This is a genomic window from Candidatus Carsonella ruddii HC isolate Thao2000, from assembly GCF_000287275.1.
In genome coordinates this window covers 1-21325 of record NC_018416.1, presented here as the reverse complement: position 1 = coordinate 21325, position 21325 = coordinate 1, and the positions used below count along the sequence as shown (strand labels likewise).

At 13.9% G+C, this 21325-nt stretch carries 23 protein-coding genes and 1 tRNA gene; 5 read left to right on the top strand and 19 right to left on the bottom strand.

Translation table 11 applies throughout. The annotated features are described in order from the left end of the window. Positions 1-16 precede the first annotated feature (16 nt). The 5 genes from A353_RS00110 to rpsB are packed head-to-tail and all read right to left on the bottom strand — an operon-like array spanning position 17 to position 5622. Positions 17-499, bottom strand: coding sequence for a tRNA(Ile)-lysidine synthase (locus tag A353_RS00110; protein ID WP_014887178.1), 483 nt, complete (start codon positions 497-499; stop codon positions 17-19). Next, positions 496-3831 (bottom strand): DNA polymerase III subunit alpha, encoded by a 3336-nt coding sequence (gene dnaE, locus A353_RS00105; RefSeq protein ID WP_014887177.1) that lies wholly within the window; start codon positions 3829-3831, stop codon positions 496-498. The genes A353_RS00110 and dnaE overlap by 4 nt, the downstream gene beginning before the upstream one ends. Beyond that, a complete protein-coding gene (locus A353_RS00100) occupies positions 3824-4366 on the bottom strand; it encodes a ribosome recycling factor (protein WP_014887176.1) in 543 nt (180 codons plus the stop codon). Before A353_RS00100 ends, dnaE begins: the two co-directional genes overlap by 8 nt. Beyond that, a complete protein-coding gene (locus A353_RS00095) occupies positions 4367-4981 on the bottom strand; it encodes a hypothetical protein (protein WP_014887175.1) in 615 nt (204 codons plus the stop codon). Next, positions 4975-5622 carry a 30S ribosomal protein S2 gene (gene rpsB / locus A353_RS01045; RefSeq protein ID WP_014887174.1) on the bottom strand — a complete coding sequence of 216 codons (648 nt, stop codon included), beginning with the start codon at positions 5620-5622 and terminating at the stop codon, positions 4975-4977. Before rpsB ends, A353_RS00095 begins: the two co-directional genes overlap by 7 nt. Between rpsB and A353_RS00085 the strand changes: the two genes are divergently transcribed. Both A353_RS00085 and A353_RS00080 read left to right on the top strand, forming a co-directional pair. Next, positions 5608-6303, top strand: coding sequence for a M24 family metallopeptidase (locus A353_RS00085; RefSeq protein WP_014887173.1), 696 nt, complete (start codon positions 5608-5610; stop codon positions 6301-6303). The genes rpsB and A353_RS00085 overlap by 15 nt on opposite strands. Next, the gene (locus A353_RS00080) at positions 6291-7238 is read left to right on the top strand and encodes a DapH/DapD/GlmU-related protein (protein WP_014887172.1); all 948 of its coding nucleotides are present in this window, start codon (positions 6291-6293) and stop codon (positions 7236-7238) included. The genes A353_RS00085 and A353_RS00080 overlap by 13 nt, the downstream gene beginning before the upstream one ends. Positions 7239-7241: 3 nt before the next feature. Here the strand turns inward: A353_RS00080 and A353_RS00075 are convergent. Then, a tRNA-Ile gene (locus A353_RS00075) sits at positions 7242-7315 on the bottom strand. 123 nt (positions 7316-7438) lie between these two features. Between A353_RS00075 and A353_RS01130 the strand changes: the two genes are divergently transcribed. Then, the gene (locus A353_RS01130) at positions 7439-7606 is read left to right on the top strand and encodes a hypothetical protein (protein WP_014887171.1); all 168 of its coding nucleotides are present in this window, start codon (positions 7439-7441) and stop codon (positions 7604-7606) included. 6 nt (positions 7607-7612) lie between these two features. Here the strand turns inward: A353_RS01130 and A353_RS00070 are convergent, their stop codons facing one another. Together A353_RS00070 and A353_RS00065 are read right to left on the bottom strand one after the other, a co-directional pair. Continuing rightward, positions 7613-8332, bottom strand: coding sequence for a methylenetetrahydrofolate reductase (locus A353_RS00070; RefSeq protein ID WP_014887170.1), 720 nt, complete (start codon positions 8330-8332; stop codon positions 7613-7615). Next, a complete protein-coding gene (locus tag A353_RS00065) occupies positions 8313-9941 on the bottom strand; it encodes a ribonucleotide-diphosphate reductase subunit alpha (protein ID WP_014887169.1) in 1629 nt (542 codons plus the stop codon). Before A353_RS00065 ends, A353_RS00070 begins: the two co-directional genes overlap by 20 nt. Position 9942: 1 nt before the next feature. On the opposite strand from A353_RS00065, the gene A353_RS00060 reads away from it, so the two are divergent. Together A353_RS00060 and A353_RS00055 are read left to right on the top strand one after the other, a co-directional pair. After that, entirely contained in the window at positions 9943-11847 is a 1905-nt protein-coding gene (locus A353_RS00060) for a transketolase-like TK C-terminal-containing protein (protein WP_014887168.1), read from the top strand. Then, positions 11844-12266, top strand: a complete 423-nt coding sequence (locus A353_RS00055) for a type II 3-dehydroquinate dehydratase (protein WP_014887167.1) — start codon at positions 11844-11846, stop codon at positions 12264-12266. Before A353_RS00060 ends, A353_RS00055 begins: the two co-directional genes overlap by 4 nt. 92 nt (positions 12267-12358) lie before the next feature. Here A353_RS00055 and A353_RS00050 read toward each other — a convergent pair whose 3' ends face one another. The 11 genes from A353_RS00050 to A353_RS00005 are packed head-to-tail and all read right to left on the bottom strand — an operon-like array spanning position 12359 to position 21325. Then, positions 12359-13252, bottom strand: coding sequence for an ornithine carbamoyltransferase (locus A353_RS00050; RefSeq protein ID WP_014887166.1), 894 nt, complete (start codon positions 13250-13252; stop codon positions 12359-12361). Then, on the bottom strand, positions 13239-13481 hold the full coding sequence (locus A353_RS00045) for a hypothetical protein (RefSeq protein WP_014887165.1): 243 nt from the start codon (positions 13479-13481) through the stop codon (positions 13239-13241). Before A353_RS00045 ends, A353_RS00050 begins: the two co-directional genes overlap by 14 nt. Further along, positions 13478-14821 (bottom strand): F0F1 ATP synthase subunit beta, encoded by a 1344-nt coding sequence (gene atpD, locus A353_RS00040; protein WP_014887164.1) that lies wholly within the window; start codon positions 14819-14821, stop codon positions 13478-13480. The genes A353_RS00045 and atpD overlap by 4 nt, the downstream gene beginning before the upstream one ends. Then, a complete protein-coding gene (locus A353_RS00035) occupies positions 14818-15564 on the bottom strand; it encodes a F0F1 ATP synthase subunit gamma (protein WP_014887163.1) in 747 nt (248 codons plus the stop codon). Before A353_RS00035 ends, atpD begins: the two co-directional genes overlap by 4 nt. Next, positions 15561-17003: a F0F1 ATP synthase subunit alpha gene (gene atpA, locus A353_RS00030; protein ID WP_014887162.1), complete on the bottom strand. Its 1443-nt coding sequence runs from the start codon at positions 17001-17003 to the stop codon at positions 15561-15563. Before atpA ends, A353_RS00035 begins: the two co-directional genes overlap by 4 nt. Next, entirely contained in the window at positions 17000-17161 is a 162-nt protein-coding gene (locus A353_RS01125) for a hypothetical protein (RefSeq protein WP_014887161.1), read from the bottom strand. The genes atpA and A353_RS01125 overlap by 4 nt, the downstream gene beginning before the upstream one ends. Further along, positions 17154-17609 (bottom strand): hypothetical protein, encoded by a 456-nt coding sequence (locus tag A353_RS00025; protein WP_014887160.1) that lies wholly within the window; start codon positions 17607-17609, stop codon positions 17154-17156. The genes A353_RS01125 and A353_RS00025 overlap by 8 nt, the downstream gene beginning before the upstream one ends. Position 17610: 1 nt before the next feature. Continuing rightward, positions 17611-17844 carry a F0F1 ATP synthase subunit C gene (gene atpE / locus A353_RS00020; protein ID WP_014887159.1) on the bottom strand — a complete coding sequence of 78 codons (234 nt, stop codon included), beginning with the start codon at positions 17842-17844 and terminating at the stop codon, positions 17611-17613. Position 17845: 1 nt separating this feature from the next. Next, positions 17846-18529, bottom strand: coding sequence for a F0F1 ATP synthase subunit A (locus A353_RS00015; protein ID WP_014887158.1), 684 nt, complete (start codon positions 18527-18529; stop codon positions 17846-17848). Continuing rightward, a complete protein-coding gene (locus A353_RS00010) occupies positions 18495-19994 on the bottom strand; it encodes an FAD-dependent oxidoreductase (protein ID WP_014887157.1) in 1500 nt (499 codons plus the stop codon). Before A353_RS00010 ends, A353_RS00015 begins: the two co-directional genes overlap by 35 nt. After that, positions 19994-21325 (bottom strand): GTPase, encoded by a 1332-nt coding sequence (locus tag A353_RS00005; protein WP_014887156.1) that lies wholly within the window; start codon positions 21323-21325, stop codon positions 19994-19996. The genes A353_RS00010 and A353_RS00005 overlap by 1 nt, the downstream gene beginning before the upstream one ends.

Sequence of the window (21325 nt, the reverse complement as noted above, 5' to 3'; positions counted from 1 at the left end):
TTTTTAAAAAAAAATATTATTTAAAATAACTAATTAAACATCTTATAAAATTTCTTTTAATAGAAATATTTTTATTACTTTTATCTATTAAGTTAATTTTTTTTTTTAGAAAAATATTATAATATGGTTTTATAAAATAATATTTTTTATACCAAATATTTTTATTAATTATTTTTTTTTTTTTTAAACAATTATATAAAAAAAATTCAATTTTATCTAAATAATGATGATTTTTAATATAAAAAATATTATTTTCTTTTTTAATTAAAGAAAACCTAATTTTTCTCATTATTAATTCATTATTATATTTTTTTATTAAATTATTATTAATAAAAACATTAAAATAATAAAATAAAAAAATTTTTTTTACATTATAATAATTATAATTTATAAAATTACATTTTTTTTTTTTATAAAAACAATTTAAATAACTATAAAAACTATCTTTACCAAAAGAAAATAAAATTTTTATTTTTTTAATTAAAAAAATGTTTTTCATTTATTTACACAAATTATACAATATTTAAAAATATTTAAAAATTTTAATTTAATCATATTTTTTTCAATTAATTTTATACATAAATTAGAAAAAAAAATTTTATTTTTATATTTTAAACATACTTTATTACCAGTTAAACTAAAATTATTAAATAAAAATTTTATAATTTTATTTAAAAAAAATATATTTTTAATTAATAATATAATTATAATACCTATAGAATTTATAAAAGGAATTATATCATAATATTTTGATACTTTTATTTTAAAATCTTTTTCATCATAACAAATTAAAAACATAAATGAAGTTTCTATTTCTATTAATCTAGTATATTTTGAATAAACATTTAAATTAAATATTTTTTCATTATTAAAAATTCTATATAAATATATTTTTTTTTCAAAAAACATTTTTTTTTTTGGAACTCCTATAATAATATTTAAATATTCATTTTCAATTCTATTTAATAAATTAAATTTAATTTGTCCTATAAATAAATTACAATAATAATCAGAAGGTTGATTAGATACAAAAAATTTTAATAATTTTTTTTCTATATTTAAAATTTCAAAAGAAGTAACATCATTTATTTTTTCTTTAAATTCTGGTAAACTAGAATAATCAATAAAATTTATCATTTTATAAATTAAAGAACGATTATATTCACTTTTTAATATTAATATTTTTTGATATATAAATTGAAAATTTATATATAAAAAAACTCTATTAATTCTATAACAATCAAAAAAACCACAAAAAATTAAATTTTCAATAATTTTTTTATTTTTTATTTTAAATATACTAAATATTTTACAAAATGTTTCAAAATTATTAAAAAAAAAAATTTTATTTCTATAATATAAAATTCTATCAATAAAATCATCATCAATAAATTTTACAATAGAAAAACCATATAAAATACCATTTTTATATATTTTAAAATTATCATCAGATAAATTTATATCAGGTTTATAAAAAAAAATACCTATTGTTTTTAAATTAAAAATAACTCTATCTAAATCTAATCCTAATAATTGATCTACATAAATATTAGATATACAAAATTCTAATAAATAATTTGCTTTTAAAAAAGCAGTTTGATATACTATTTTTGAATAAGAATGAGCATGAGTTTTATTAAAACTATATCCAGCAAATACAACAATTAAATAAAAAAAATTTTTATACTCTTTTTTATTTAATTTTAATTTTAAACATTTTTTTTTAAAAATTTCAAATAAAATATTTAATTCTTTAAAAGAATTTGATATCATTATACGAAAAATTTTTTCAGAATCATACATAGTACTTTCAAAAATTGATTGAATAATAGAAATTACTTGTTCTTGAAATATTATTATACCATGAGTATAATATAAAAAATTTTTTAAAAATGTATAATTATAATTTTTATAAGGAAAATAATTTTTTTCTAAATTATTTTTTCTATTTAAAAAAATATTTACACATCCTGATTGTATCGGACCAGGTCTAAATAAAGATAAATAAAAAATAATATCATAAATATTTATTATAGGACATCTTTTTATCATTTTTTTCATACCATTTGATTCTAATTGAAAAACTAAATCTGTTTCTAATGAATTTATCATTTGATAAGTATGAAAATCATCAATATTAAATTCACCAGTACTTTTTTCAGGAATCATTGATAAAACTAAATTAATTAATGTTATTGTTTTTAATCCTAAAAAATCAAATTTTAATAATCCTATTTCTTGTAAAATTGTTTTTTCATATTGTGTTACACAATCTTCATTATCAAATAAGATTGGAGTTATGTTAAATAAATTATTTTTACAAATAACTACTCCACCAGCATGTTTACTAATATTAGCATATAATCCTTCAATTTTAGTTGATATCTTCCATATATCTAAACTTTTTTCATTGCTAGAAATAAAACTTCTTACAGATAAAAATTTTCTAAAAATATCTTCCATACATAATTCTAAAGAAAATGGTATAGATTTAGAAAATCTATCTCCAGAAATATAATCCATTCCTATTGCTCTAGATAAATCTCTTATTAAAGATTTAGTAGATAAATTATGAAACGTAATAATTTGAGCTGTGTTTATATAATCATAATATTCAAACATATGTTCTATAAGAGAATCTCTTTCTAAAACACAAAAATCTAAATCTAGATCTGGTAGACTAGGTCTTTCTGAAGTTAAAAATCTTTCAAATAATAAATTTTCATTAACAGGATCTATATCTGTAATATGTAAAGAATAACATATTAAAGATGAAGCCCCTGATCCTCTACCTGGTCCAGAAGGTATTTTTTTTTTTTTTGACCAAATCATAAATTCAAATATTATTAAAAAATAATCTAAAAGCCCCATTTTATTAACAATTATAATTTCTTTATTTATTCTATTTAAATAAGGTATTATATTTTTTTTTTTTTTTAAAATACGATTTTTTAATCCTGTTTTTAATAAATTAAAAAAAATTTTTTTTCTTACTTTAAATTTTTTAATTTTTACATTTGGTAAATTAAAATTATAACATTTAAATTTTATATTGCAATCATTAATAATAATAGAAATATTATTTATACTTTTTTTATTATCTAAAAAAAGTTTTTTCATTTGAGTATAAGTTTTTAAATATTGTTCATTTGTATATTCAAAAAAAATTTCATTATTTAAAAAACTTTCTTGACTTAATAAAACTTTACCTATACTGGCGGTATAATCTTCAAAAAATAAAAATTTTACACTATTACTAGCTACTAATTCTATTAATAATAATTTTGAATAAAAAAAAATTTTATTATTTATATATTTTTCAAATGGTAAATTAATTTTTATATATTCAAAATAAATATCTTTTTCAAAATAAAATAATAATTGTTTTAATGTGAATAATAATTCTTTTTCAGAATTATTTTTTTTATTTAAAATATAATATCTTGGATTTATTATTATAATTAAATTATTTATATAATTTATTATCCAATGTAATTTAAAAAAAACACCATTTTCTATATTTCCATACCTCCAAGCGTGAGATAATATTTGCATTAAATTTTTATATCCTAAAAAATTTTTTGCTAATAAAATTACCCCTAATAAATTTCCATTTATTAAAATAAAACATTCAATTCCAATTAATGATTTTATATTATTATCATAACAATAAAAATAATATTCATAAAAAGAACTCATTGTTAATAAATCAGTTACACAAATAGTTTTATAATTCATTTTTTTATAAATATCAATTATTTGTCCTATTTTAATAATACTATCAACAAAAGAATATTCCGAATGTAAATTTAAATGTGTAAAATTAATCATTTAATATTTTATAAGATTTTTTTTCAAAAAAAATTTTTATTTCTTCTTTTATAATTATAATTTCTTTTTCTATATTTTTTTCTAATATTTTAATTTCATCTTTACTTTTAAAATTATTTTTTATTTCTAAAAAAAAATTTTTTCTATGTTTTTCAATATTATCTTTAAATAATAAATATTCATTTTTTAAAATTTTAACAATATTTTGTCTAAATTCTAAACTTAAATTTGGTATAATTAATTCTAAATTATTTTTATTTTTTAAAATTTTAAAACCAAAATTTTCAAAAAAATTAATTTTTAAAATTTTTTTATAATAATCAATATTTTCAAATGTTAAAAAAAATTTTTTTTCTTCTAAATTTTTTATTAAACAAATATCTTTTAAAAAAAAATTTTTTTTATCAATTTTTATTTTTAAATTATTTAAAGTTTCTATATTTAAATTTTTAATATTAAAATTTTCAAATGTTTTTTTAAAATTAATTAATATTTTATTTAAAATATTTTTTTTATTATTAATAAAAATATTCATTTATTCGTAATAAAAATATTGATTTTTATTTATCAAATAAATAAAATTTATCATTTTAATATTTAATAAATTTTTAATTAATACATTGTTTTTAATAAAAAATTGATTTAATAAACTATTTTTACATTTATAATTAATAAAATTAATTTTATTAAATATTATTTGATAACATAAATTTATAATATTATTTTTATAATTAATTAAACAAAAATAATCATTTTTATGATTATAAAAAAAAATGTTTTTATTATAAAATATTAAAATTTTATCTAATAAAATTTTTTCTTTTAATTTTATTGATAATAAAAAAATTTTTTCTTTTATGTTAATAATATTATTTTTTTTTTCTAATTCTAATTTAAATTTTTCAATAATATTAGAATTTTTTATAATAATAGAATTAAATAATATTTTTAATATCATAATTTTATTATTATTTTTTATTGTTAAAATGGAAAAAAAAGAATATTTTTTTATATTTTTTAACATCATATTTTTTATAAATATTATTGTTTTATCATAATTCCAATAATTTTTTTCTAAAAATTTTTTTGAATCTCCTATACTTAAATCAAATTTTATCTTTATTTTTTTAATTAATTCAATATTTAACATATTTCACTAAATAATATTTTAAAAATTATATTTATACAATTAATAGAATTAATATTACAAGGTATAAAATAATTAATTCCTTTAATATTATCATTAGTATCTACTAATGCTAAAATTTTTATTTTTAATCTTTTTGCTTCATTTATAATTATTTTATCTTTATTAATATCAGTTATAAAAACTAAATCAGGAATTTTTTTCATTGTTTTTAATCCACCATATAAAAATTCAATTTTTTTTTCTCTTTTTAAAAAAATACTTTTTTCTTTTTTTGTAAAATTTTGTTTTCTTTTTTTTTTTAAAATAATAGATTTATTTAAATTTTTTTTAAAATTTTTTGAATTTGTTAAAATACCTCCTATTAATTTATTACAAATATAATATTGCTCTAAAGATCTAGAATATTTATAAATTATTTCTTTTAAATAATTTTTTGTACTAATAAATAAAATTTTTTTTTTTTCTATTATAATTTTTTTTAAATATTTTTTTAATAAATATAAATTAATAATTATTTTTTTTATATTAAAAAAACTAAAATTATTATAATTAAAAGAAATATAATTTTTTAAAAATTTTTTTTTAACATTTTTTATATTACCTATACAAATATTATTTAATATCATATGAAAAATAATCATATTAAAAATTTTATAAAATGTGGATATTTAAATAATTTTATTTTATCAATTATAAGTAATTATAAATATATAAATAATTTAGAATTAGATTATATAATTTTATATTATATAAAAAAAATAAATTGCAAATCTGCTACTATTAATTATAATAATTATAAATTTTCATCTTGTTTATCTATTGAAAATGTAATTTGTCACGGAATTCCTTATAAAAAAAAATATATATATTTTTTAAAAATAGATATTTCAATTATTTTTAAAAAATTATATAGTGATAATTGTTATAACAATAATTTTTTATTTAAAAAAAAAAATTTTTTTTTTAAAAAAAATTATTTTAATATTTTAAATTTAATAAAAATAAATAATAATATTACAATAGATTATAAAAAAAATAAAAATATTTTTATAAATAAAGAATATTGTAGTCATGGAATTTTTAAAAAATTACATAATAAATTAATTATATATCATTGCAATAATAATAAAAAAAATAAACTATTTAATACTTTTACAATAGAACCTATGTTTATTTTTTTTAGTAAAAAAGGATATTTATATAAAAATATTTTTTTTACAAAAAATAATAATTTTTCTTTTCAATGGGAGCATACTTTGTTTAATTTTAAAAAAAAAATAATTTTAACTACAATACGAAAAAATGAATTATGTTTTTTATAACGATTACAAATTATACTACAAATTTTAAAAAAAAAATTATTAATTCAATTTTTTATTGCGTAAAAAAAAAATTTTTTTTTTTAAAAATTAAAAAAAAACATTATTATTATTTTATAAATATAAAACAAATTATATTTTTGTTGATATTTTTTAATAATTGGAAGAAATTTTTTTTTAAAAATAATTTAATTTTAATTTCTTTTATTAAATATAATATAATATCTAATATAGATGGTATTTTTAAACTTTATTTAATAAGTAGAAAATACATTAAAAATAATATTTTAAATTTAAATAAAATTTTTAATTATTTAACAAATTTAATATGGACAAGTATTGGATTTTTTGATGTTAAAGATTTTTATAAATTTAAATTAAATAATTTTAAAATTATTATAGAAAGTATAGATAAAATCCCTTTTTTAATAAAATATATTATACCAAATAATATTAGAATTTCTAATACAAATAGAGTAAGATTAGGTGCTTATATTTCAAATGGAGTAACAATAATGTCAGAAGGATATGTGAATTTTAATACTTTTATAGGTAAAAATTGTATGATTGAAGGAAGAGTATCATCAGGAGTTTATATATCTAATAATACAGATATCGGAGGGTCATCTTCTATAATGGGAACATTATCTGGAGGTGGAAATAATATTATTAGTATAGGAAATAATTGCCTTTTAGGAGCTAATTCTGGTATAGGTATTAGTTTAGGTGATAATTGTATTATAGAAGCAGGTTTATATATAACATCTGGAATTAAAATCAGTTTAATATTAAAAAAAAAAAAAATTATTATTAAAGCTCAATTTTTATCATTTTTAAATAATTTAATTTTTTATAGAAATTCTATAAATGGAAAAATTGAATGTTGTAAAAATAATTTAAATTTAACAAAAATTAATAATTTTTTACATTTAAATTAATAATGGGATTAGATAGAATTGAACTATCGACCTTACCATTATCAGAGGTATGCTCTAACCAACTGAGCTATAATCCCATTTTTTTTAATTTTTTTAAATTATTATTTCAATAAATAAATATAACTATTAATATTTTATTATTATTATTATTTTAACTTTTTTTACATGCTATTATATTTTTTAAATTAAACAATATATATATGAAAAAAAAAAATTATATTATAATTATAAAAAAATTTTTATTTTTAAATAATATATATTTTAAAATTAATAAATATAAATCAAAAAATTTTAATATTATTTTAAATAAAAATTATTATTTAAAATATAAAATATATATATATATATATATATATATATATAAATAATAATTTTTATTTTAAATAATATTCAACATATTCTTTTTTATTAAAAGTATAAAAATGAAACATTTTACTTTTTTTTAAATTTTTAAAATAATAATTTTTAAAATTAATATAATTAAAATTTTTAATAATCCAAATAGGTAATTCAATTTTGCATTTATTTGTAAAATATATTATTTCTTTTATATTTTTTTTTGGAAAAATTCCAATTATAAAATTTTTGTTTATACCTATTTTTTTTAAAATATTTACACAATAAATAATTAAATTATAATTATAAAAAAATTGACTAATAAAAACATTTATTCCTATTTTTTTTTTTTTATAAATAAATAAAATTTCATTTAAAATATTTTTTGTTAATTTATGTTCTTCTAAATATAATCCTGAATAAATTCTTATAATATGACCAAATAAAATTCTAATCTTTTTAATTAAATTAAATGAATTTAATTTTGAATTATCTCCTGTTATAATAACAAAATCAAAAATTTTTATTTTTATAAAATTTATTATTTTTTTTACCAATAAAAAAAAATCATTACAAATAATATGAGGTATTATTTTAATATTTATACTTTTTTTTATGTTTTTTATAAAATTATAATTATCAATCTTTCCGCAAGTTATAGTTATAAATTTCGGAGATTTTTTTATTAAGTAATTAATAAATAAAATACTTTCTTTTATATTTTTATTTGGAAAAATTTCAAAACTTATATGTTTCATTAAATTGCCATTTAATTATTAATATTTTTAAATAATATTTATCAAATGTTATACTTATTTTTTTTTTATTATTTTTTATTAAAAACAAAGAAAATTTCATTCTATGTAAATCTATATATTCTTTTAAAAAAATCCATTTTTTTGAAAAATATTTATTTCTATAATAATAATGGTGATTAAAATAATCACTACCTGGATAAATACAATAAGGAACATTTTTAAAAGATAAAAATGAATTTAATTTGCATAAATGATAATTTAAAAAATTATCATTTTTTTTATTAATTTTATTTATAATTATTGAAATAGGATTTAATCTAAAATTTAAATGAAAATTAATCTCTCTCTCAATTATTAAAAAATCATTTTTAAAATTTAAAAAAATTATTTTTTTAAAGAAATTTTTAATATTATTTTTACAATTTAAAAATTTTTGAATTGTTTTTATTTCTAAATAATAAGAATTATTTCTTTTTATTAATAAATTAGCATTTTTTAAATAAAACATATTTCTTTTAAAATAATTATTTCTATCAAAAATTTTATTATGATAAAAATTATTTAATAATGAACCATTATGTTTGTTTAAATTTTTTCTATTATTAATATCTGAATATATAAAATTTATTTTATACTTTATTAAAAATAATAATAATTTTTTTGAATTAATTTCAATTTTAAAAATAGATTTATTTTTTATTATTTTTTTATATAAATTTCTAAAACTTCCATATCCAATATATTCATCATAAAAATTTTGTAAATAAAAATTATATTTATTTTTTATTTTTAATGAATCAAACAGAAACCAATTTTTTGATTTAATTATTTTTTCAATAAATAAATCAGGTATATTAATTATTAAATTAATTTTAATTTTTTTAAATAATTTACTATTTTTAACAATTTTTAAAATATCAAAATTATATATTTCTAACGATATATTAATTTTAAAATATTTTTTTTTAATTAAATTATTAATTATAAATAATATATAATAAGGAAAATTATTATTAGAATTTTTCATCATTCCAATATGTATTTTATTACTATATTCTTCATAATTAAAATACAATATAGAACAAACTTTTTTAACATTTTTTAAAAAAAAAAAAATATCTTCATCAAAATAATTAATAAAAAAATTTAAAATTTTTTTTATTTTTTCTTCAAAATTCATAAATATATATAAAAAAGATATAATGTATCTTTCTTTTAAAGTTTCATATATTTTTTTGTTTTTTTTTTTTAAAACATTAGTAAAAATTTTTTTTATTTTTTTTATTGAAATATTTTTTTTAATTTTTGTTTCATTTATAAAAAAAATAATTTCATGAAAATAATAATTTTCACTAAATTCAATTAAATAAGGAAAATTTTTATTAAAAATATATAAATTATAATTTAATTTATTATATAATTTACTTATATAATAATAAAATAAATAACTTATTTTTTTTTTATCAAAAAAAATTAAATTATTTATTATATAATAAATTTTGTTTATTTTTTTATGTTTTTTTTTTATTTTATTTAATTTTAAACTTAAAATATTTGTTTTATAATTACTAAAAGAATAAATTTTTAATAATAAAATTTTTTCTACCATAATGTTATATAATATAATTAATAATATAAGAATAATTAGTTTAAAATCTATTCAAATTGCAAAATCAGGACATCCTGGTATGCCAATGGGTATTGGAGATATTTTTGTAATTTTTTGGTATTATTTTTATAAAAAAAGTTTTTTATTAAAAAATATTAATGATGATAAAATAATAATTTCAAATGGTCATGGTGTAATTATACAATATATAATGTTATATTTAAATAAATTGTATTTTTTAATTGATATAAAAAAATTAAGAAAATTTAATTCAAAAACTCCTGCTCATCCTGAAATATCTAATTTTATAGATGCTTCTACAGGACCATTAGGGCAAGGGATTGGTATTGGTATTGGTATTGGTTTAAAAAATAAAATTTATTCTTTTAAATTTAATAAAAAAATAAATTTATTTAATAATAAAATTTGGATTTTTTGTGGAGATGGATGTTTAATGGAGGGTGTTTCAAATGAAAGTATTTCTTTTTGTGGTGTATATAATATAAATAATATAATTTTAATATATGATAGTAATAATATATCAATAGATGGAGATGTAAAAAAATATTTTTTTGAAAATTTAAATAATAAATTTAATTCAATGAATTGGAATGTTATTGGACCTATTAATGGTCATGTTTATTTAGATATATATAAAGCTATTTTAATTGCTAAAAAAAGTAAGTTTCCAACTTTTATTTATTTTAAAACTATTATTGGATTTTTATCACCAAATAAATCTTATACAAATATTGTTCATGGAAATACATTTAATAAAACTGAATTAATTAATATATATAAAAATTATTTTATAAAATATATTTTTAAAAAAAAAATTTTTTTTATAAATAAAATAAAATATTTACATTATTATAAAAAAAATTATTTTTTTAGATATTTAGAATTAATTAGAATATTAAATAATAAAATTCAAAAAATAAATATTATTAATATTTTTAATAATTTATATTTTTTATGTATTAATAAATCAACTAGATTAATTTCTTCATATATATTAAATAAATTATTTAAAATAAATGAATTTTTAGGAGGTAGTGCAGATTTAACTTCTTCAAATTTAACATTTAATAAAAATTTAATATCTATTAAAAGAAATTTTTTTAATGGAAGATATATAAATTTTGGAGTAAGAGAATTTTTAATGAGTTTAATTATTTATGGATTATCAATTAATAATTATGGTTTAAACTTTTGTTCAACTTTTTTAGTATTTTCAAATTATATTATTAGTTCAATAAGAAGTATTAGTATTTCTAAATTAAAAAATATTTTTATATTTACTCATGATTCTTTTTTTGTAGGAGAAGATGGACCATCACATCAACCTATTGAACAAATTTCATTATTAAGAAAAATTCCAAGATTTTATATTTTTAGACCTTTTAATTTTATTGAAGTAATAATATGTTGGATTATATATATAAAATTAAAAAAAAATTCTTGTTGTATTATTTTATCTAGACAAAATTATAAAAATGAAATAATTTATTATTATAATATAAAAAATATTATTAAAGGAGGATATAAAATTATAAATTGTAAAAAAAAAATAGAATTATTAATTATATCTTCTGGATCAGATTTAGAAATTGTTTTTGATTGTTATTTATATTTAAAAAAATATTTTAATATTGAAATTGTTTCAATTTATTGTAATAAATTATTTGATAAACAAAAAAAAAATTATAAAAAATTTTTAAAAAACAAAATTTTAGTGATAGAATCATCTAATGATGATATTTGGAATAAATATAATTTTAATAAAATATTTATATTAAATGTAAAAAAATATGGTAAATCAGGCTCTAATTTAGAATTGAAAAAATTTTTTAATTTTACAAAAAAAATTTTTTTAAAAATTTGTTTATTTTTAATAAAATTATGAAAATTTTATTTATAAATGGCCCAAATTTAAACTTTTTAAAAAAAAGAGAAAAAATATATTCTAATTTATCTTTAAAAAATATTAAAAAAAAAATAAATTTTTATAATAAAAATATTTTTAAAATTAATTTTTTTAATTCTAATTGTGAAGGAAAAATAGTAAATTTTATTCAAAATAATTATAATTATGATTATTTAATTTTTAACCCTGGTGCTTATAGTCATTATTCATTATCAATATTGGATTGTTTAAAAATTTTTAAAGGAATAATTATAGAATTACATATAACAAATTTATATAAAAGAGAATATTTTAGAAAAAAATCTTTAATTTCTTTAAATTCTAATATAATAATTTCAGGTATGGGGGTAGAATGTTATTATAACGCATTAGATTATATAATAAAAAAATGTTTATAAAATTTATTTTTAAAAAAAATAAAAATATATATGATTTTATAAATCATATTTCAAAATTAAAAATTATAAAAATTAATAAAAATAAAAAAATATTAAATTAAAAAATTAAAAAATGTTTTATTACTAATAAAAAAATAAGATTTAAAAAAATAAACTTTTTCAATAATTTGTTTATCAAAAAATATAAAATTAGATTCAAAAATACATTCTTCAATTTCAGAATTTATTTTTAATTTTTTTTTTTTATAAGAAGGTAAACAATGAAAAATTTTTTTTATTTTTAATATATTAAAAATTTTTTTATTAATTTGAAAATTAATTAAATTATTAATTTTTTTTTTAAAATTAGTTTCCCCCATTGAAAACCATACATCATTATAAATAATGATTTTTTTATTTATAAAAATAATTTTTTCAGTTATAATAATTTTTTTTTTACTAAATATTTTTTTTAAAAAAATATAATTCCAAAATTTTTTAGGAGAAAAAATTATTATTGTAAATTTATTTATTTTAACTAAATTTATAATTATTGATTTAAACACATTAGAATTAAAATCACCAAAAAAATAAATATAATAATTATTTAATAAAAAAATATCATTTATAGATTGAAAAGGATGATAACCATTACTTAACATATTTATTATAATAGATCCAGAAAATTTAGCTATTAATTTAACAATAATATCATTATAACTTCTAAAAAATAAATAATCATATAAAATTCCTAATGTTTTAGAAAAATCTTTTATATTTTCTTTTTTAAAATTATGTTTATTATTTATTATAGTAAATTTTATATTAAAATAATTAAAAAAATTTATTAAAGTATTTATAGTTCTTAATGATTGTTTTTCGTTAATAATACAAATTTTTTTTTTAATTAATATAAAATTTTTTTTATTTTTTATTTCATTTAATGATAATAATTCATATTTTTTAATATTAAAATCATTAATAATATGTAAATTATAAAAATTCATAATTATCGCAAATAATTTTTAATTCTTTTTTTTTTTGTACAAAAAAAGAATTTTTTAATTTTATTTTATAAAATTTATTTTTTAAATTAAAAAACAAAAAATCAATATTTCCTATAGTAGGAACGTAATTATTCATTATTTGAAACGATTTATTTTTAAAAAAAATTTTTACAATAATTAAATTTTCTAATTTAAAAAAATTATTTTCACTAAAAATATAAATTTTCATATTTTTCCTATCATATAAAAATTTTTTTCATTAATTTTATCATAAACACCATTTATAATATTTTTAAAACAATTTATTGTATCTTTTATTTTTATATATTCTCCTTTTATATTAGTAAATACTTCACCTACAAAAAATGGTTGAGATAAAAATTTTTGTATTTTTCTTGCTCTATTAACAATAATTTTATCATTTTCTGATAATTCATCTATTCCTAATATAGCTATTGTATCTTTTAACTCTTTATATTTTTGTAAATAAAATTTTACTTTATTAGCAATGTAATAATGCTCTTCTCCAACAATATAAGGATCTAATTGTTTAGAATATGATTCTAAAGGATCAATAGCAGGATAAATCCCCAATTCTGCTATTTGTCTAGATAAAACAATTGTAGAATCTAAATGAGAAAAAGTAGTACTTGGAGACGGGTCTGTTAAATCATCAGCAGGTACATAAATTGCTTGAACAGAAGTAATAGTTCCATTATTTGTTGAAGTTATTCTTTCTTGTAATTTACCCATTTCTTCTGCTAATGTTGGTTGATATCCAACAGCAGAAGGAGTTCTACCTAACATTGCTGAAACCTCTGTTCCTGCTAATGTAAATCTATAAATATTATCTATAAATAACAATACATCTTTTCCAGAATTTCTAAACTCTTCTGCTATTGTTAAACCAGTTAAAGCAACTCTTAATCTATTTCCAGAAGGTTCATTCATTTGTCCATATATTAATGAAACTTTATCTAAAACATTAGATTCTTTCATTTCATAATAAAAATCATTTCCTTCTCTAGATCTTTCTCCAACACCAATAAAAACAGAACACCCTTTATGTTCTATAGCAATATTTCTTATTAATTCCATCATATTAACAGTTTTTCCAACTCCAGCACCACCAAATAAACCTATTTTTCCTCCTTTTAAAAAAGGACATAATAAATCTATTACTTTTATTCCAGTTTCTAATATATTATTATTAAATTTTTGTTCTGAAAATTTTGGTGGAATAGAATGTATTGGTTTTTTTTTTAAAGTATTTAAATTGCCTTTATTATCAATAGGTTCTCCTAATACATTTAAAATTCTTCCAAGAGTTATATCTCCTACTGGAGTAAGTATTGGTTTACCAGTATCAATTACTAAAGTATTTCTTTTTATACCATTTGTAGTACCAAAAGCAATTGCTTTAATTAAATTTTTCCCAATTTGTTGTTGAACTTCTAAATAAATATTTAAATTTGGTATATATAACGCATTATATATTTTTGGTATATTATTTTTTTTAAATTCTATTTCTAAAATTGATCCTAAAATTTGTATAATTCTTCCAATCATAAAATACCATTTATTATTTCAAGCATCTCTTGTGTTACTTTAAATTGTCTAATTTTATTTTTTATAATATTCATATTTTTTATAATTTTTAATGAATTATCAGCAGCAGATTTCATTGTAATCATTCTTAATTTTAATTCACAATAATAATTTTTGTTAAATAAATATTTTAAAGTATAATTAATGTAATTATTTAAAATTTTTTCTTTATTTATTTTTTTTTCAAAAAAATTTTTTTTTATATTAATAAATAAATCAGTTTTTATAATTTTAACAATGTTATTTATCAAAATAGAACTAATAAAAAAAACATTTTTATACAATTTTAATAAATTTAAAATTTCTTTTGAAAAAACAATTTCATCTTTTTCATTAAATATAATTTTTTTTTTAATATATATATTTTTTTTATTAAAAAAATCTATTGCTTTTTTACCAATAATAATAATATCTATTTGTTTATTATTTTTTATAAATTTTAATAAAAATTTAATAACTTCATTATTAATACTTCCACAATAACCTTTATTTGTTGTTATCAAAACATAACAAAAAAAATTATTTTTATTAAAATTATAAATTTCTAAAATTATTTTTTTAGTTTCTAAATACAAATTATTTAAAATTAAACATTTTTTATAAAATTTATTCATTTTTGAAAATGAAATCATACTCATAGTATTTGTTAATTTATTAATATTAAATAATATATTTATTTTATATTTAATATCTCTTATATTCATATACTTTTTATAATAAAATTATTAATTATTTCATTAATATAATATTCTATATTATTATTATTTATTGAAATATAATCAGAAATATTAATATTTCTGACATATTGAATAATTTTTTCTTCAAAATATTCAATTTGATTAACTGGAATTTTTATAAAAAAATCATTTTTTATTATTAATAATATAATTAATAATTCTATAATTGAATAATTATTATGAGGTTTTTGTTTCATTAATAAAGTTATTTTTTCACCATTTTGAAGTTGATTTTTAGTTTCAGAATCTAAATCTGAAGAAAATTTTGAAAATGATTCTAATTCTCTATATTGTGCTAACATAATCCTTATATCTCCACTTAATTTTTTTATTATTTTATACTGAGCTGCCCCACCTACTCTTGAAACTGATAATCCTACATTTATTGCTGGTCTAATATTAGAATTAAATAAACTAGTATCTAAAAAAATTTGACCATCAGTAATAGAAATAACATTTGTTGGAATAAAAGAAGTAACATCTCCTTCTAATGTTTCAATTATTGGAAAAGCTGTTAATGTTCCATTTTTTTTGAAAACGTTTTTTTTTTTTAAAAATAAATTATTTACTTTTGATGATCTTTCTAATAATCTTGAATGTAAATAAAAAACATCTCCTGGATAAGCTTCTCTTCCAGGTGGTCTTTTTAATAATAATGATATTTGTCTGTATGACCAAGCATGTTTTGTTAAATCATCATAAATTATTAAACAATCTTTACCTAAATCTCTAAAATATTCCCCAATTGTACATCCTGTATAAGGAGCAATATATTGTTCTGCTGCACTATCTGATGCTGTAGCAGAAACTATAATTGTATATTCTAAACAATTATGTTTTTTTAATTTATTTACTACATTTATTAAAGAAGATATTTTTTGCCCTATACATACATAAATACAAATAACATTTTTATTTTTTTGATTAATTATAATATCTAATGCAATTGTAGTTTTACCTGTTTGCCTATCTCCTATAATTAACTCTCTTTGTCCTTTACCTATAGGTATCATAGCATCTATTGCTTTAATTCCTGTTAACAAAGGTTCATTAACAGATTCTCTATCCATTACACCAGGTGCAATTTTTTCAATTATATCTTTTTTTTTTATTTTTAATTTTTGTTTGATATTTAAACATTCACCTTTAGAATTTAAAATTTTACCTATAAGTTCTTCTCCTACTGGTACTTCAAAAACTTTATTTGTACAAAAACATTTTTGTCCTTGTTTTAAATTTTCAAAATTATTTAACAATACAATATTTACAGAATTTTTATTTAAACTAAAAACAATACCTTTTTCATAATTTTCAAAAATAATCATTTCACCATATTTTGCATTTTTTAAACCTATAATTTCTACAACACCATCATAAACTTTATTAATAAAACCGTAATTATTCATATTTTATTTATAATTATTTTTAATATATAAATTTTTTTTATATTGCAAAATATAATTTTTTTAAACAAAAAAATATTTTTTTTTTTATTTATTTTTTTAAAAAAAATAAATATAAATGTTAAAAAAATAAAAAAAAATCTTTTACTTATTTTATTCATAATTTATAATAAATTCATTATTATAATTTAAAATTTCATTATAAATATTATTAAAACTTTTTATTATTGATAATTTTAAATTAAAAAAAAAATTTTTTATTAAATATTCTTTTTTTAATTTAAATATTATAGAAATTTTATTTAAAATGTTTTTTTTTTCTAATATTATAAAATTTAAAAAATCTTGTTTTTTTTTTAAAAAAAAATTATTTATGTTTTTTATAAAAAAATTATTATTTTTTTTAATTAAAATTTCTTTTTTAATTAAATAATTATTTAATTTATTTTCAATAGTTTGATTAAATTTAATAAAAGATTTATTTTTAAAATTATTAATATTATTATCATTTATAATATTTAAAATTATAGGAAATATATAAAAACTAGAAAAATAAAAAAAAATTATAAAAGATATAAATTCATTAATTAAAGTAAAATCAAAATTCATATTATTTATTAGATAATATAAAAATTATATATAATCCAATTCCAACACTTATCATAGGAACAGCATCTAATAAACCAGTAATTAAAAATGTTCTTGTTAATAATAAATTATCAATTTCTGGTTGTCTAGAGATTGATTCTAATAATTTTCCTCCTAATATACCAAAACCAATTCCAGTTCCTACTGAAGATAACCCCATCATTATTGATGATGCTATAATTAATAAATTATCCATTTTAATGTTTTATAGTTTGTGATAAATATATAATAATCAACGTAATAAAAATAAATGATTGTAAAGGTAAAATTAAGTAATGAAATATTCCCCAAATTAAATTTAATGTAATATTACTAAATAAATTCATATTATTTATTAAATTAAAAATTATATCTGATGAAAATATATTTCCAAATAATCTTAATGATAAAGAAATTGGTTTCATTAAAAATGAAATAAATTCTATAATAAAATTAAAAAATATCATATATTTATTTTTTATTGGATATAAAAAAAAATTTAAAATAAATTTTTTTATTTTTATTTTTTTTATAGCTATATAATTAATAATTATAAAACTTATTATAGATAAACTAAAAGTTATATTTATATCAGAAGTAGGTACAATATTTATTTTTTGATTAAAAATTTTTTCAAAAATACTAATTGGAAATAAATCAAATATATTATAAAATAATATTAAATTAAATATTATAATAGAAAAAAAAAAAATTATTTTTCTATTTTTTTTATCAATTGTTTTTTTTATAAAATTATAAAAAAAAAAATGACAAAAATTAATTTCTTTTTTTATTAAAAAAAAATATAAAAAAAATTTTACTAATAATATTATTATTGTTAATTTAATATTAAATAAATCCAATAAATTATAATTTAAACAAATATTTTTTAATATATCCATAATATTTTGACATTATTATTATATTTTTGTTTATAAAAAAAATATTTTTTTTTTTTAAAAAAAATAAAATATTGTAAGTATTATATATTATATAATTATTAAATTTAATTTTAAAATTACAAGAAGTTCCTAATAAAAATGATAAATTATATAATCTATATATTGAATTATCCATTCTTAAAAATAATCTAAATTTAGACTTAGCAGTAAATATTCTATAAGGTTCTTGAACACCAAATCTAATTAAATCATTAATTAAAACTCCTATATAAGAATTCCATTTTTTAGGTTTCCATAATAATAATTTAATACTTTTTCTAGCAGCATTAACACCTGATACAAAACCTTGAACTGCTGCCTCCTCATATCCAGTTGTTCCGTTTATTTGACCAGAAAAAAAAATATTATTAGAAAATTTTATATTTAAAGATAAATTTAAACATCTAGGATCATAATAATCATATTGAATATTATAAGCATATCTTATAATTAAAGATTTTTCTAAACCATTTATTTTTTTAATAATTTTTTTTTGATTTTTTATTGATAAAGAAGTAGATAAACCATTTAAATATATTTCTTTACTAAAATAACTTTCTGGTTCTAAAAAAATTTGATGATTATTTTTAAATGGAAATTTATAAATTTTATCTTCTATACTAGGACAATATCTAGGTCCTAGTGATGATATTTTTCCTAAATATATAGATGATGATTTTATTTTTTTTTTTATAAATTTATGTAAATTAATATTAGTATAAGTAATAAAACATTTTATATTATTATTAAAATTAAAATTTTTATTAAAAAAATAAGAATAATCACTATATTGAATATTTATTTTTTTATAATTAATAGAATTAATATCTATTCTAGGAGGTGTTCCAGTTTTTAAATTATTAATAAATAATTTTATTTTTTTAAATGATTGAGATAAATTAAAAATTTTTTTATTTAGTTTATTTAAAACAAATACATTTTTTCCGATACATATTTTTGAATTTATAAATGTTCCAGCGCATAAAATTATATTTTTAGTTAAATGAATATTTTTATATTTATCAAATAAAATTATTTTTTTTTTAAATCTTAAAATTTTTTTTATATCGTTTTGTTCTATTATTATATTTTTTTTTAAAAATAATATTTTTAAAATATAATTTTTATATAAAATTCTATCAATTTGATATCTAAGAGAATGAATTGATTCTCCTTTTTTAAAATTTAAAATTTTAGAATGAATTTTAGAATAATCTGAAACTTCTCCAATTATACCACCTAAAATTTCTAATTCTTTTATTAAATGAGATTTTCCAATTCCACCAATTGAAGGATTACATGAAAGAACACCTAAATTTTCTAAATTTGAAGATATAATTTTTACTTTATTACATATTTTTGAAGATGCTATAATTGCTTCAATACCAGAATGTCCAGCACCTATTATAATAATATTGTAAATCATTATTTTCCTACACAAAAATTTCTAAATAAAAAATTAATAGATGTTTCATTTATGTATTCACCTGTTAATTTATATATTTTTTTTTGAAATCTTATTATATTTTCAGAAATAATATCATAACTACAAAAAAAATTTTTATAAAAAATTTTACAATTATCTAATAATAATTGTATATTAGAATAACAAAATTTTGAATTAATTAAAATTTTTTCATTTTCTACAATTTTACTAATAAAACATTTTATTTTATTAATTAAATTATTATTTTTTACACATATAAAAATAATAATAATATTATTTAATTTAAATATACCTTCTTTAATACCAATTATATCACATTTATTAATTAAAATAATAATTTTATTTTGTATTATTTTTTCATATATATTTAAAGGAGCATTAAATAAACTTTTTTTTAAGTTAAATTCGTCAACTATATATAATATTAAACTACTTTTAAAAATTTTATTAATATTTTTTAATATACCTATTTTTTCTATTAAATTTTTAGATTTAATTTTTATTCCTGCTGTATCATTAATATTTATTTTTTTAGAAGAAAAAAAAATTTGTTTATTTATATTATTTTTTGTTGTTCCTGGTATATTTGTAACAATAGAACCATATTGTAAACATAATTTATTAAATAAAGTAGATTTTCCTACATTTCTTCTACCTATTATCATAATTTCAAATTTATTTTTTAAATAATCAATTTTTTCTATTTTAATTTGTAATATATTAATTAATTTTTTTATTTTTTTAAAAAAATTTTTAATAAAAATAAAATCTTTTTTTAAAGAATTTTTATTAAAAATACAAAAACATTCTAAACATATTATAATAATATTAAATTTAAATTTTAAATTTTGTATTATAGAAAGATAAAAATTTTTTTGATCTTCCATTGTTAATTTAAACATATTTGTATAACTATATAAAATTTTATCATTAATAATTTCACATTCAAATAATGTAATTTTCCCACTAGAATATCTTCTTTCTAAAAATTCTCCAGGTTTAGCTGGTCTAACACCTAAAAAAATTAAATCTTTAATTAATTTATTTAATAAACAATAATTTCCATTTAAATGAAATTCTATTAAATCTTCACCTGTAAAAGTATTTGGTGATTTAAAAAAAACTATTAATATTTTTTCTGTATATTTCTCTTTTATACCATATAAATTTGTATATATCATTTTTTGTTTTTTTAATTTTTTTTTTATTAAAGGGAATATTAATTTGTTTACATTTTTTCCTGATAATTTTACTATATTTACCGCACAAATACCATCTGCTGTTACTTTTGCAAAAATAATATCATTCAT